Here is a 13,156-nt window from a genome sequence, read left to right as displayed (position 1 = left end):
GAGCTTCGGCATGCTCGCGCTCCTGATCGAGAAACTCACCGACATAAGGGTTCTGCTCGCCATGGTCGGCGGGGTGGCCGTCGCGATTACGATCATGACCGTGGCGGCGCCCTTGCTCGAAGGCAATGTGCTGGGCAAGCGCATGAAATCCGTCGCCACCGAACGCGACAAGATTCGCGCACGCGAGCGCGACCGGCTGGCGCGGCAGAACGAGCGAGTCTCGCTTCGGCAGGAGCCGAAGGTCTTCATGCGCGACATCGTCGAGCGCTTCAAGCTCAGCAACTGGCTCGGTACCGAAAACGCCAAGAGGCAGCTCACCATGGCCGGCTTCCGCGGTCAGCAGGCCGAAGTGGGTTTCCTCTTCTTCAGGCTGATCACCCCGATCGCCCTCTTCTTGTTCGCCGTGTTTTACATCTTCGTGATCAACAGCTTCGGCCAGACCTTTATTACGCGTGTCGGCATCGTGATCGGCGCTGCCTATCTCGGCATCAAGGCGCCGGAAATCTACCTGTCCAATGTGACGACAAAGCGCCAGCACTCGATGCGGCGCGCCTTCCCGGATGCGCTCGACCTGATGCTGATCTGTGTCGAGTCGGGTATGTCGATCGAACTCGCGTTCCGCAAGGTTTCGACCGAGATCGGCAGCCAGTCGGTGCCGCTGGCCGAGGAGTTCTCCCTCTGCACGGCGGAGCTATCCTATCTCTCCGAGCGTCGGCAGGCCTATGAGAACCTCGCCATACGCACTGGACTCGAATCGGTGAAGTCGGTGTGTACGGCGCTGATCCAGGCCGAGCGTTACGGTACGCCGCTCGGAACAGCGCTGCGGACGCTCGCGCAAGAGAGCCGTGATCAGCGGATGAACGAGGCGGAAAAGAAGGCCGCGGCCCTGCCGCCAAAGCTGACAGTGCCCATGATCCTGTTCTTTCTGCCGGTGCTGTTCGTGGTGATCATGACCCCGGCGATGATCAAAGTCTTCGCCAAACTCTAAACAGCCCCAGTGACGAAGTTCGGAGAAGCTGTTCAGTCGAACTCCTTGCGGAATTTTTCGCTGACGGTCTGTTCGGTGCGGAAGCGCCCGATCGAGAAGGGCTCCAGCGGCGTCTGTGTCGCTCCGTCGATGATCATCTCACTGAGGCAGAGCCCGACGCCGGGGCCGATCTGGAAGCCATGGCCGCAGAAGCCGAAGGCATGGAAGAGCCCGGCGGTCGTCTCGCTCGGCCCGATCACCGGGATCATGTCGGGCAGATAGGCCTCGATGCCGGACCAGACGCGGATGACATGGCACTGCGCGAGCATAGGCGCGACGCGCGCCAGCGCCCTCATCGCCGCGAGCGTCTTGGCGGGAGGAACCGGCGCGCGGTTGTTCACCGGATCTGCTGCCGTGCGCGGATAGCCGGCCAGGATGATGTTGCCGCGCGGGATCTGACGGAAGATCACCGAGCCGTCGATCGCCTGAACCGACGGGCCGATCAGATAGGGGAACGGCTCCGTCACGAACTGGGGCGGGCCGGCCGGGAAGACCGGTGCGGTCTCGCCGAATCTCTGCGCGATATCGAGCGCCCAGGCGCCGGCGCAGTTGACGAGCGCGCCGCAGCTCAAGCTTCCGCCGCTGCCGAGCGTCAGAGCGAATCCGTCTCCCGAGCGCTCGATGCCGGTGACAGGCGTGTTCTCGCGGATGACGGCTCCGTGCCTTGCGGCGGCGCGAGCAATGGCTGGGGTGGCGAGACGTGGATTAGCGGTGGCGTCGCGTGCCGAGAAGGTCGCTGCGAGGACGCGATCGCCAAGCCAGGGCCAGCGCCGTTTGAGATCGGCCAATCCGAGCCTTTCAATGGCGAGCCCATAGGATTCCGAGACCTTGGCGTAGCCTTCGAGCTTGGCGCGCTCCTCCTCGTCATAGGCGAGATAGAGATGGCCGGTCTGCTCGAACTCGCAATCCTCGCCGATCAGCGCATCGAAATCCTCCCAGAGCGCCTGGGATCGCAGGGACAAAGGATACTGGCCGGGACAGCGGCCTTGCAGACGCAGGTTCCCGAAGTTGACGCCGCTCGACTGCGCGCCGACCACGCCCTTCTCGATCAAGGTCACGCGCTGTCCGCGCCGGGCGAGGAAGAAGGCGGTCCAGGCGCCGATCAGCCCGCCGCCGACGATCGCGACATCGCTCGTCCGGTCGCTCATGCCGGCTCCCCGGCTACCGCGAGCGCGATCGGCTTGACCGGGGCCTGGCCGCGCAGCCGCCCGGCGGCGGCACCGTCCCGCCCGGCCGCCACGATCTCCTGCAAGGCGGGGCCGCAGACCCGGCCCTGGCAACGCCCCATCCCGCAGCGCGTCATCGCCTTGACCCGGTTGACCTCGATCGGTCCGAGCTCCTTGGCCATCGCTGCACGGACCTCGCCGACCGTCACGTTCTCGCAGCGACACAGCATGACGGAATCGGACAGGGCAGCGATCTGTGCCGTCGGCCAAGCGAAAGCACGCGCCAGATCTCGCTGGAAAGCGCGCAAGCGCTCGACCTGCCGTGCCAACCGCCTCACGACCTCGATGTCCTGCGGCTGGCCGAGATCGGTGAGGATCGCGTGGGCGGCGAGCGCGCCGCTCGCCTCGGCCGCGTCGGCACCGCCGATCCGCACCCCGTCCCCGGCGAGATAGAGGCCAGGCCGGGCTCGACCCAGGCCATCGATCTTCGGCAGATGCAGTCTGAAACCCGGATCGTAGGCGAACTCGGCCTGCGCCAGGTCGGCGAGCTGCGTCTCCGGCTTCAGGCCGTAGCCGAGCGCAATCGCATCGCAGGCGAAACGGCGTTCGCGGCCCTGCGCATCGCGCAGCAGCAAAGCCTCGACGCGGCCCGCTCCCTCGACGGCGAGAGGCGTCACGCCGTGTAGCATCTGCGTCCCGGCACGCAGCGACGCGCCCATATACGAGATGCCGCGCAGCAGCGTCCGCGGGGCCCGCAGCAGCAGCGCCGGCAGCGTAGCGATCTTGACTCCGAATGGCGTCGTATCGGCGATCACCGCGATCTCCGCGCCCATGTCGCGGTACTGCTTCGCCGCCAGTGCCAAGAGAGGCGACGAGCCCAGGAAGGCGACGCGGCTTCCGATCAGGCAGCCCTGATCCTTCAGCGCGACCTGCGCGCCGCCGACGGTGAACACGCCGGGCAAGGTCCAGCCGGGCAAGGGCGCCACCCGGTCCATCGCGCCGCTGGCGATCAGCAGCCTGTCGAAGGCGAGCGTCTCGGCGCGTCCGTCCCGCAGCAGACGCAACTGATCGCCGTCGATGGCCCAGACCAATGTCCGCGGTCGATAGTCGACCTTCGGTCGCAGCGCCTCGAAGCGGCGATGCAACGCCGCATATTTCCCGGCCTCAGAGCCCATCAGCCGGTTCATGTCGAGGGCGAGATCGTCGGCCGGCCGGCGATAGCCCTGGCCGCCCGCCCGCGCGCCTTCGTCGGTCAGAACGGGCCTCAGCCCCTTCGCGCACAGCACCTCGGCGGCGCTGATGCCGGCCGGCCCGGCTCCGACGATGACGATGTCAGCCATCTGCCCTGACCAGTGGCTGCGGCTCGGCGGACAGGACCATTCCGTCGGCGACCTCTGTGGTGCAGGCCCTGAATCTTCCGCCTTCCGCGCTCCAGACCCAGCAATCCTGGCAGGCGCCCATCAGGCAGAAGCCGGCACGCGGCTCAGCCCCGAACTCCAGTCGGCGGATCAGGGCGCCGCTCTCGAGCAGCGCGACAAGGACGCTGTCGCCGGTCGTCGCCCGGATGGTCGTGCCGTCGAAGCTGAGCGTCGCCTGTCGCCCCGTACGGGTCGCGACGCGGCGAAACTGGGCCTTCGGAGCGTCCACATGGGCCTCAAAGTTATTTCAATGCAATAATAGTTCTCGAATATTGATAAAACAGCGGCCGACGCTGTCAAGCGCTCCTGCTTGTGGCTCAGACCCGCGAGATCGCGTGCGCGGTGGCGATGACCAGGGAGGAAAACCGCGAGACGACCTCGGCACGGCTGTAGCGCGAGGTCGAGGTCGCGATGTTCACGGCGGCTTCCGGCCGGCCGTGATGATCGACGATCACGGCGGCGATCGAGGCATCGCCGAGATAGACCTCCTCGAAGGCGGTGGCGTAACCCTGCGCCGCGGACTGGCGCAGCTTCTCGCGCAATACCTCGCGCTGCCAGGTCGTCGAGGGCGTGTGCGCCTTGAGGTCGGAGGCGTCGATGATCGCCATCGCCTCCTCCTCGGGCAGGCGCGACAGCATGGCGATGCCGGGCGCGGTGCAATAGGCCGGCATCCGCGTCCCGATGATGACGTCGGTATTCAGCACATGACGGCTAAGGAAGCGCGAGACGAAGATGATTTCCGTGCCTTCGCGCACGGTGAGATTGACCGTCTCCTCGGTCTCCTTGCTGAGGTGCATGAGATAGGGCATCGCGCGGTCGAGCAGGCGGCTGCTTCGCACGAAGTGGTAGCCGAGATCGAGCGTCTTCGCGGTCAGCTCGAAGCGCTTGGTCTGCGCATCCTTGCGCAGATAGCCGAGCTTGGTGAGCGTGTGGGTGAAGCGCTGCGCGGCGCTGACGTCCATCCTCGTCTCGGAGGCGACCTGCGACAGGTTGAGCGTCTGGTGCTGGCGGCCGAAGGCGGACAGCACGCGGAAGGCCTTCTCGACCGAGTTGACCATCAGCACGTCGTCCTTGCGCCCGGCCCGATCGGCCGGCGCAGCTGCTTTCCTGCGGCCGTTCTGTGTCGCTTCGGGCATCGTCATCGGGGCCTGTTCTCCTGGCTCGATCAATGGCTGCGGCCAAGCGCCTTGACAAGGTGAGCCTTTCGCGCAGAATATTCAATAGAAGTTATCGTATTGTAATAAAAACTCATCGGAGGGCGGTATGAAGGACTCTGTTCTGGTCGAGGTGCGCAGCGCGGTCGGCATCCTGACCCTCAACCGCCCGCAGATCCTCAATGCCTGGAATGCGCCAATGCGGGCCCGGCTCGTCGAAGGCCTCGACGAGCTCGAAGCGAACGAGGCCGTGCGGGCCATCATCCTCACCGGCGCCGGTGACCGCGCCTTCGGAGCCGGCCAGGACCTCAACGAGACCAAGACCTTCGATCCAGACCGCGCCGAATTGTGGATGGGCGAATGGGAGCGGCTCTATGACCGCATCCGCTCGCTCTCGAAGCCGATCATCGCCGCCTTGAACGGCGTCGCCGCGGGTTCCGCCTTCCAGGTCGCGCTGCTCTGCGATCTGCGCATCGGCCATGATGGCGTCACCATGGGCCAGCCCGAGATCAATTCCGGCATCGCCTCGGTGACCGGCCCGTGGATCATGCGCGAGATGATCGGCATCGCCCGGACCATCGACCTGACCCTGACCGGGCGAATGATGGATGCCGACGAATGCTTCCGGATCGGACTGATCAACCGGATCGTGCCGAGGCAGAAGGTGATGGAGGCGGCCCTCGCTCTCGCAGAAGAGCTCGCCGGAAAGCCGCCCGTCGCCATGCGTCTCAACAAGGCCCGCTTCCGCGAGGTGACGGAGGAGAGCTTCCGCGAATGCCTCGCCGCCGGCATCCGCAACCAGCGCGCGGCCTACGCCACCGGCGAGCCGGCTCGGATGATGGAGCAGTTCCTGGCCGTTCGCGCCGCCCGCAAGAGCGCCTGACGCGAGCAACGATCTGATCACCCACGGGGAAATGCGGAAAACCGCTTGAAAGGGGAGAAGACGATGACGACCGGAACGACCAAGCCGACGCGGCGCACCCTGCTGCAACTGGCGGGCGGCGCGGCCGCCGGCGCCCTCGCAGCGCCCTATCTCGCCGGGATCGCGCGGGCAGCGACCCAGATCACGGTCGCCGATCCCGGCGGGCCGTTCGGGCCGGCCTTCCGCAAGGCCTTTTACGACCCGTTCGAGAAGGCCACGGGCAACAAGGTCGTCAACGTCGCCCGCGAAGCTGAGCCGACCGCCCAGTTCAAGGCGATGGTCGAGACCAAGTCGTACACATGGGACGTCTGCACGCTGACGCTCTCGGCCCGCGACATCCTGAAGGCTCAGAAGCTGCTCGATCCGATCGGCTTCGCGCATGCCGATGTGCCGAAGTTGATGCCGCAGGCGATCTCGCCCGAGTTCATGGGCACGGACGTCTATTCGACGATCTTCGCCTACCGCACCGACCGGGTGAAGAATGCCCCGGCGAGCTGGGCCGATTTCTTCAATGTCGAGAAGTTCCCGGGCCGGCGCGCGCTGCGCAAGAATCCCATCGACACGATCGAGCAGGCCTTGCTCGCCGACGGCGTGCCGCTCGACAAGCTCTACCCGCTCGACATCGACCGCGCCTTCAAGGTTCTAGACAAGATCAAGCCGCATGTCGCGGTCTGGTGGACCGGCGGCGCGCAATCGACCCAGCTGCTGCAGAGCGGCGAAGTCGACATGCTGCCGGGCTGGAATGCGCGCCTGCAGGCGGCGATCGACGGCGGCACGCCCGCCAGGATCGTCTGGAACCAGGGGCTTTACTCGATCGAGGGCTGGGGGTTGCCGAAGGGCGGACCGAAGGCGGATGTCGCCCGCCAGTTCATCCGCTTCTGCTCGGACCCGAAGGCACAGGCTGCCTTTACCGAAGCCCTTGCCTATGGCCCGACCAATCTCGACGCTTATCAGACCATTCCGGCCGAGCGCGCAAAAGTCCTGCCGACCTCGCCGGAGAACCTGAAGCAGATGGCGATCGCCAATGAGGATTGGTGGAGCGCCAATCGCTCGAAGGTCACCGAGCGCTTCAACGCCTGGCTCCTGACCTGATGCCGATGGCGGCGAGCGCCGGGATGACCACAACCGAACCGAAGGCGGCCAAGCTCGTCGTCGAGGGCAAGCTTGTCATCGAAGGACTTGGCAAGCGCTATGGCGCGACCACGGCCCTCGAACCGAGTTCGCTCAGCGTCGCCGAGGGCGAGTTCCTCACCTTGCTGGGGCCTTCGGGCTCCGGCAAGACCACGCTGCTGCAGCTGATCTGCGGGCTGGTCGAGGCGAGCGAAGGGCGGGTCGTGATCGACGGCGGCGACCAGTCGGCCACGCCGGTTCACCAGCGCGATATCGGGCTCGTCTTCCAGCATTATGCGCTGTTCCCGCACCTGACCGTGGCCGAGAACATCGCCTTCCCGCTCAAGATGCGCGGACGCCCGGGCGCGGAGGTCGCAAGCCGCGTCTCGGCGACACTGGAGATGGTTCATCTCGGCCATCTCGCCGGGCGGTTCCCGCGCGAACTGTCCGGCGGCCAGCAGCAGCGCGTCGCGTTGGCACGCTGCTTCGTCTACCAGCCCTCGATCATCCTGATGGACGAACCGCTCGGCGCACTCGACAAGAAACTGCGCGAGCACATGCAGATCGAGATCAAGCGGCTGCATCGCGAGAGCGGCGCCACCATCGTTTACGTCACGCATGACCAGGAAGAGGCGCTCGCGATGTCAGATCGCATCTGCCTGATGAATCATGCCAGGATCGAGCAGCTCGGCACGCCGCGCGAGATCTACGAGCGCCCGCGCACCGCATTCGCGGCCGATTTCATCGGCATCTCCAACATCTTCCGCGGCCGCTGGGACGGCAACGGCGCGATCGAGACCGCACATGGGCGCTTCGCCCTGCCGAGCGGCGCGCGCTGCCAGAGCAAGGACGCCACCCTCGTCATCCGGCCGGAGAACCTGCGTCTCGGCGCCGGGGACGGCAACGCCGTGAGCGGCCGCGTCAGCGAGGTCGTCTATGCCGGCTCCGAGACGCGCGTCATCGCTGCGCTCGACGACGGCAGCCCGCTCGTGCTGCGGCTCGGCCCCGACGATTTGGTGCCCGCGATCGATGAGAGGATCGTCGCCGGCTGGTCGCGCGACAAGGCGGTGCTGGTCGCATGAGCGCAGTGACCCTCAGCAGCGCACCGGCGCGCCCCAGCAAATTGCGTTTCGGCCCGCTCTGGCTGGCGGTGCCCGGCCTCCTGTTCCTGGCGGTCTTCTTCGTCTATCCGGTCGCGCAGCTGCTCGGCCTGAGCGTCGTCGATTCGGAGAGCGGGGCCTTCTCGGCCGGCGCCTATCAGCGCATCGCCGCGACGGACGTCTATCTGCGCGTGCTCGGCATCACCTTCCGCATCGCCGGCTGGACCGCGGTCTGGTCGCTCCTGATCGGGTATCCGCTCGCCTACTGGATCGCGCGTCTGCCCGACCTGTTTCGCGGCCGCATGCTGCTCTTCGTCATGGTGCCGTTCTGGACGAGCTATCTCGTCAAGACCTTCGCCTGGATGATCGTGCTCGGGCGCAGCGGCATCATCAACTCGCTGGCGACCGGCTCCGGCATCGTCGACCAGCCCTTGCCGCTGCTGCACAACCAGTTCGGCGTCATGGTCGGCATGGTGCACGCCATGGTGCCGCTGGCGGTGATGACCATGCTGCCGGTGATGACCGGTATCGACCGGCGGCTGGTCCAGGCGGCGCAGACGCTCGGGGCCGCACCGGCGCGCGCCTTCTGGCTGGTCTATTTCAAGCTCTCGCTGCCGGGCGTGGCGGCGGCCGGCCTGCTCGTCTTCATCTCCTCGCTCGGCTTCTTCATCGTGCCGGCCTTCCTCGGAGGGCGCCAGGAGACCATGCTCGCTCAGCTCATCATCACGCAGGTGCAGGAGCTGCTGAACTGGTCTTTCGCCGGCGCGCTGTCCGCGATGATGCTGGCGGCGGCGCTCGTCTCCTGCGTGATCTACGACAGGCTCTTCGGGCTCTCGACCATCGCCGGTGGCTCTGCCCAGGTCGGCACCGGGCGCATCCGCAACCTCGGCCTGGCGGTCCTGGCGGCGGTCGCGACCATTGCCGCCCATCTCGCGACGCTGGCGCGATCCCTGCTCGGAAAGCGCGTTTGCGATCTGCTGCTGCCCGGCTTCTGCTGGCTCGTCATCGCCTTCCTGGTGCTGCCGACGCTGCTCGTCATCCCGCTCGCTTTCACCTCCTCGCAGTTCCTCGAATTCCCGCCGCCCGGCTATGGCCTGAGCTGGTTCCAGGCCTATTTCAGCTCGCCGCTGTGGATCCAGGCGACGATCCGTTCCTTCGCGGTCGCCTTCGTCACGGCAATTGCCGCGACCGCCATCGGCGGCTTTACGGCGCTGGCGCTGGCCAACAGCCGCACGCGCTGGGGCGGGCTGATCTTCGCCTTCTTCCTCGCGCCGATGATCGTGCCGCGCATCGTTATCGCGGTCGGGCTGTTCTACCTGTTTGCGCGGCTCGGGCTGATCGCCACCGATCTTGGCCTCGTCATCGGCCACACCGTGCTGGCGATCCCCTTTACGCTCGTCACCATCGCCGCCGTGCTGAAGACCTATGACCAGCGTCTCGACCAGGCGGCGGCGACGCTCGGCGCCAATCGGCTGCGGACCCTGACTGGCGTCACCATCCCGCTCGTGAAGGGCGGTCTCGTCGCGGCCTTCCTGTTCGCCTTCATCACCTCCTTCGACGAATTGACGATCGCGATCTTCGTCTCGGGCGGCATCAAGACCACCCTGCCGAAGCAGATGTGGGACGACATGATCCTGCAGCTCAATCCGACACTTGCCGCGGTCTCCGTGGTCGTGTTCGTCGTGGTGACGGTGATGCTGCTGCTCGCGGAACGCTTCCGCTCCTCCTCCTGATCGACCGAGCCGACGACCGAGCATGACCTCCTTCAACGACGACGGCTTCGTGAGCCTTCTGACCAGGCGGGCTGCCGCTGAGCCGGACAGCGTCTATGCGCGCTTCTGCGGCGAGCCCGTGACCTATGCCGGGCTCGAACGCCGCTCGGCCGCCTTCGCCGCGCATCTCAGGGCACGCGGCATCAAGCCTGGCGACAGGGTCGCCGTGATGATGCGTAACTCGATCGCCACGATCGCCGTGGTTTTCGGTTTGGCCAGGGCCGGTGTCGCCTGGGTACCGGTCAATGCCCAGCAGCGCGGCGAGGGGCTGCGCTACCTGCTGACGCACTCGCAGCCACGCCTCGTCGTCGCCGATGCGGAGCTGGCGCCGCAGATCGCCGAGGCGATGGGCTCGGAGCCGGAACTGCCGCAACTACTGTATGCGCCGGGCGGCGAACTCGAAGCCATCCTGGCCCGCAACGAGCGCTTCCCCGAGCCGGCCCCGGCCGCCGACGTGGTCTTCGCCATCATGTACACATCGGGCACCACCGGCCGGCCGAAGGGCGTGATCGTCTCGCATCGCATGCTCCGGCTTGCGGCAGAGAGCGTCGCGAGGCTGTCCGACGCGCAGCCGGCAGATGTCTTCTTCGTCTGGGAACCGCTCTACCATATCGGCGGCGCCCAGCTCCTGCCGCTGCCGATGATCAGCGGCATCACGCTCGCCATGGTCGAGCGCTTCAGCGCCAGCCGCTTCTGGGATCAGGTCAGGGACGAAGGCGCCAGCCATATCCACTATCTCGGCGGCATCCTGCAGATCCTGCTGAAGCAACCGCCGTCGCCACGCGATCGCGAGCATGGCGTGCGCATCGCCTGGGGCGGCGGCTGTCCGCCCGACATCTGGCCGCAGTTCCGTGACCGCTTCGGCATCGACATCCGCGAATGCTACGGCATGACCGAGGCCTCCAGCCTCACGACCTGCAATGTGACCGGCGTGCCGGGCTCGGTCGGCCGGCCGCTGCCCTGGTTCACGGTGAAGCTGCTCGACACCGGCGGCCGGCGGGTTGCCGCTGGCGAGCGTGGCGAGATCGTGGTCGAGACCAGCATCCCCGGCGCCATCTTTCCCGGCTATCTCGACAATCCGGAGGCGACGGCGAAGGCGTTGCGCGAGGATGGATTCCACACCGGCGATCTCGGTTCCTTCGATGCCGACGGCAATCTCTATTTCCATGGCCGGATAACCGACAGCGTGCGCTGCCGGGGCGAGAATGTTTCGGCCTGGGAGGTCGAGCATGTCGCGGCCGAGCATGAGGCGATCGAGGATTGCGCGATGATCGGCGTCGCCGCCGATGTCGGCGAGCAGGACATCAAGCTCTTCGTCAAGCCGCGCGATGGCATCGTCATCGATCCGCAGGCGCTCTCCGGCTGGCTCGGGCTGCGCCTCGCGCCCTACCAGAACCCGCGCTACATCGCCGTCGTCGACGAGTTCGAGCGCACGGCGAGCCAGCGCATCATGAAGCACAAGCTCTCGCCCCGGCTCGACGACTGCTGGGATCGGGCTGCGATGGCGACGAGACCCTGACATGGCCGCTTGCGACATCCTGATCTCGGGCACCGGCGGCTTTGCCGCACGGATCGCCTTCGACATCGCCGCGACGGCGGACGAGCCGGTCGAGGTGATCATCGCCGGGCGCAATCGCGAGCGCCTGAACTGGCTGCGCACCGCCGCGAACGCCCGCGCGGCACTGTTCGGCAAGAAGGCGCGCTTCACGACACAGGCAGTCGATCTGCTTGCCCCGGACGCGTCGGACGAGATGCTCGCGGCGACCGCTCCGCGCATCGTGGTGCAGGCCGCCTCGATCCAGACCTCGCAGGTTATCGCCCAGAGCGGCAATGCCTGGACGCAGCTCGTCGCCGAGGGCGGCCTGAGCGCCACCGCGGTTTTCCAGGCGCTGCTCAGTTCGCGGGTCGCCGCGGCGATCACGCGCAGCGGCAAGCCCGTGACGCTGATCAATTGCGGCTTCCCCGACGTGGTCAACGGCATGATCCGCGCGATGGGCCACGATGTCGCCTGCGGCATGGGCAATGTCGCGATCCTGTCCAATGTCTTCGCAGGCTCGGCCGCCACGCCGCCCGGGGCCGAGGTCAAGGTCCTCGCGCATTACCAGAACCTCGCGGCCTGGCGCCGTCGACCCGAAGAGCGTAGCGGGCGGCCACCACGCGTCTGGCTTGATGGCGTCGAGGTCAAGGATGTCTACGGGCATTTCGCCGACATCCAGCTCACACCCGAGCCGGTCATCGAGATCTCGGGGGCGAGCGGGGTCCCCATGCTGCTCGCGATGGCGGCCGGCCGCTCCTGGCGCGGCCATGTCCCCGGTCCGAACGGGCTGCCTGGCGGCTACCCGGTCCGGCTCGTCGACGGCAGCCTCGAACTGGAGCTTCCGGATGGCGTCAGCGAGGCTGAGGCGATCACTTGGAATGCCTCCTTCGAGGAGCAGAACGGCCTGATCGTCTCCCCCGATGGCTGGGTCAAGTTCACGGGCATCCTGGCCACCAAGCTCGGCGAACACGTCCCCAGCCTTCGCGTGGGGTTTGCGGTACGGGAGCTGGAATCGATCTGCGATGAACTGCTCGAGCTACGCGCCGCGCTGATGCGCGAAGCCTAGGCAAAGCTTGCATCCACGCACCATTCGCACGGCTTGGACGCTGGTCCGCTTCCAGGAAAGAGCGAGAATCAGCGATTGGCCAAGCACGGCCGAACGAGCATCGGCGACGGACTTCACCCGACCGATTTTGCTCCAATCAGTGCGAGGGCACCGTCAGCGTCATCAAGGCCGGTGGCCTTATACGGCAATTGCCGTCAGCCGGGCTCGCCCATCACGCGCTCAGCCCAGCTCGAAACTGCCTCGGCCATGGTCTTGAGATGGTCGGCCGTCGAAAAGCCGGAGATCGTTTTCCGGGGTTTCAGATCGTGATCGCCGTCTTCGAGCCATAACAGCTCGATGAGCGGTGAAAGCTTGTACGCTGACACGTCCTCCCGGGTGCCGAATTCGTCCCGCGTTCCCTGGACGATGAGGGTCGGCGTCTTCAGGTCGGCAAGGTGCTGTGTTCGCGGCTGCTCCGGCTTGCCGGGGGGATGGAAGGGGTAGCCGAGGCAGAGAAGACCACGGACGCGACCCGCAGCGAGGAGCTCGTCGGCAACCATGCTCGCCACGCGGCCGCCCATCGACTTGCCGCCGATGATGAGTGCGCCCTTGGTGCCGAGCGCGGCGACGGCGGCGAGGTATTCCGGTTTCAGCTTTTCGGCGCGCGGAGGCGGTACGCGGCTCGCGCCCGTCCGCCTGCCCGCCATATAGCCGAACTCGAAGCGGGCGACGCGAAAGCCCGCTTCGCCCAGAGCCTTGGCGGCTGCCGCCATGGATGACGAGTCCATCGGGGCTCCGGCTCCGTGAGCCAGCAGAATGGTAATCTTGGCCCGGCCCGGACCATCGAAAAGAAACATCACGCTTTCCTGCTCTCGGGCCGAGGCTCTCTGCCTCGCTCTGCGATC

The 13,156-nt window shown here is 66.7% G+C and carries 12 protein-coding genes; 7 read left to right on the top strand and 5 right to left on the bottom strand.

Translation table 11 applies throughout. The features are described from left to right. The first annotated feature begins 10 nt into the window (after nt 1–10). The gene (locus tag ACSQ24_RS26505) at nt 11–988 is read left to right on the top strand and encodes a type II secretion system F family protein (protein WP_436097583.1); all 978 of its coding nucleotides are present in this window, start codon (nt 11–13) and stop codon (nt 986–988) included. Between the two features lie 32 nt (nt 989–1,020). On the opposite strand, the gene ACSQ24_RS26500 is transcribed toward ACSQ24_RS26505, so the two are convergent. The 4 genes from ACSQ24_RS26500 to ACSQ24_RS26485 form a co-directional block, all read right to left on the bottom strand. Beyond that, a complete protein-coding gene (locus tag ACSQ24_RS26500; protein ID WP_436097582.1) occupies nt 1,021–2,175 on the bottom strand; it encodes an NAD(P)/FAD-dependent oxidoreductase in 1,155 nt (384 codons plus the stop codon). Further along, nucleotides 2,172–3,533 (bottom strand): FAD-dependent oxidoreductase, encoded by a 1,362-nt coding sequence (locus ACSQ24_RS26495; protein ID WP_436097581.1) that lies wholly within the window; start codon nt 3,531–3,533, stop codon nt 2,172–2,174. The genes ACSQ24_RS26500 and ACSQ24_RS26495 overlap by 4 nt, the downstream gene beginning before the upstream one ends. Beyond that, complete coding sequence (locus tag ACSQ24_RS26490) at nt 3,526–3,840, bottom strand: (2Fe-2S)-binding protein (RefSeq protein ID WP_436097580.1); 315 nt, start codon at nt 3,838–3,840, stop codon at nt 3,526–3,528. Before ACSQ24_RS26490 ends, ACSQ24_RS26495 begins: the two co-directional genes overlap by 8 nt. Nucleotides 3,841–3,928: 88 nt before the next feature. Beyond that, nucleotides 3,929–4,753 (bottom strand): IclR family transcriptional regulator, encoded by an 825-nt coding sequence (locus tag ACSQ24_RS26485; RefSeq protein ID WP_436097579.1) that lies wholly within the window; start codon nt 4,751–4,753, stop codon nt 3,929–3,931. Nucleotides 4,754–4,874: 121 nt separating this feature from the next. On the opposite strand from ACSQ24_RS26485, the gene ACSQ24_RS26480 reads away from it, so the two are divergent. From ACSQ24_RS26480 to ACSQ24_RS26455, 6 genes are all read left to right on the top strand, one after another. Beyond that, nucleotides 4,875–5,648 (top strand): enoyl-CoA hydratase/isomerase family protein, encoded by a 774-nt coding sequence (locus ACSQ24_RS26480; RefSeq protein WP_436097578.1) that lies wholly within the window; start codon nt 4,875–4,877, stop codon nt 5,646–5,648. 63 nt (nt 5,649–5,711) lie between these two features. After that, the gene (locus tag ACSQ24_RS26475; protein WP_436097577.1) at nt 5,712–6,779 is read left to right on the top strand and encodes an ABC transporter substrate-binding protein; all 1,068 of its coding nucleotides are present in this window, start codon (nt 5,712–5,714) and stop codon (nt 6,777–6,779) included. 23 nt (nt 6,780–6,802) lie between these two features. Beyond that, entirely contained in the window at nt 6,803–7,879 is a 1,077-nt protein-coding gene (locus ACSQ24_RS26470) for an ABC transporter ATP-binding protein (RefSeq protein ID WP_436097576.1), read from the top strand. Then, on the top strand, nt 7,876–9,630 hold the full coding sequence (locus ACSQ24_RS26465) for an ABC transporter permease subunit (RefSeq protein WP_436097575.1): 1,755 nt from the start codon (nt 7,876–7,878) through the stop codon (nt 9,628–9,630). Before ACSQ24_RS26470 ends, ACSQ24_RS26465 begins: the two co-directional genes overlap by 4 nt. Before the next feature lie 22 nt (nt 9,631–9,652). Then, nucleotides 9,653–11,188, top strand: coding sequence for a class I adenylate-forming enzyme family protein (locus tag ACSQ24_RS26460; RefSeq protein WP_436097574.1), 1,536 nt, complete (start codon nt 9,653–9,655; stop codon nt 11,186–11,188). A 1-nt stretch (nt 11,189) separates the two neighbouring features. Beyond that, nucleotides 11,190–12,272: a hypothetical protein gene (locus ACSQ24_RS26455; protein ID WP_436097573.1), complete on the top strand. Its 1,083-nt coding sequence runs from the start codon at nt 11,190–11,192 to the stop codon at nt 12,270–12,272. Between the two features lie 194 nt (nt 12,273–12,466). Here ACSQ24_RS26455 and ACSQ24_RS26450 read toward each other — a convergent pair whose 3' ends face one another. Then, entirely contained in the window at nt 12,467–13,108 is a 642-nt protein-coding gene (locus ACSQ24_RS26450) for an alpha/beta hydrolase family protein (RefSeq protein ID WP_436097572.1), read from the bottom strand. Between the last annotated feature and the right edge of the window lie 48 nt (nt 13,109–13,156).

The organism is Allobosea sp. LjRoot237 (genome assembly GCF_964253285.1).
In the GTDB taxonomy this organism is placed as follows: domain Bacteria; phylum Pseudomonadota; class Alphaproteobacteria; order Rhizobiales; family Beijerinckiaceae; genus Allobosea.
The sequence above is the reverse complement of the archived record's forward strand: the minus strand, read 5'-3'. Positions and strand labels throughout refer to the sequence as shown.

What these genes read in the sequence shown, in the direction of transcription:
- ACSQ24_RS26505 (WP_436097583.1), top strand. Translation starts at nt 11, where the DNA reads ATGCTCGCGCTCCTGATCGAGAAACTCACCGACATAAGGGTTCTGCTC.
- ACSQ24_RS26500 (WP_436097582.1), bottom strand. Translation starts at nt 2,175, where the DNA reads ATGAGCGACCGGACGAGCGATGTCGCGATCGTCGGCGGCGGGCTGATC.
- ACSQ24_RS26495 (WP_436097581.1), bottom strand. Translation starts at nt 3,533, where the DNA reads ATGGCTGACATCGTCATCGTCGGAGCCGGGCCGGCCGGCATCAGCGCC.
- ACSQ24_RS26485 (WP_436097579.1), bottom strand. Translation starts at nt 4,753, where the DNA reads ATGACGATGCCCGAAGCGACACAGAACGGCCGCAGGAAAGCAGCTGCG.
- ACSQ24_RS26480 (WP_436097578.1), top strand. Translation starts at nt 4,875, where the DNA reads ATGAAGGACTCTGTTCTGGTCGAGGTGCGCAGCGCGGTCGGCATCCTG.
- ACSQ24_RS26475 (WP_436097577.1), top strand. Translation starts at nt 5,712, where the DNA reads ATGACGACCGGAACGACCAAGCCGACGCGGCGCACCCTGCTGCAACTG.
- ACSQ24_RS26470 (WP_436097576.1), top strand. Translation starts at nt 6,803, where the DNA reads ATGACCACAACCGAACCGAAGGCGGCCAAGCTCGTCGTCGAGGGCAAG.
- ACSQ24_RS26465 (WP_436097575.1), top strand. Translation starts at nt 7,876, where the DNA reads ATGAGCGCAGTGACCCTCAGCAGCGCACCGGCGCGCCCCAGCAAATTG.
- ACSQ24_RS26460 (WP_436097574.1), top strand. Translation starts at nt 9,653, where the DNA reads ATGACCTCCTTCAACGACGACGGCTTCGTGAGCCTTCTGACCAGGCGG.
- ACSQ24_RS26455 (WP_436097573.1), top strand. Translation starts at nt 11,190, where the DNA reads ATGGCCGCTTGCGACATCCTGATCTCGGGCACCGGCGGCTTTGCCGCA.
- ACSQ24_RS26450 (WP_436097572.1), bottom strand. Translation starts at nt 13,108, where the DNA reads ATGTTTCTTTTCGATGGTCCGGGCCGGGCCAAGATTACCATTCTGCTG.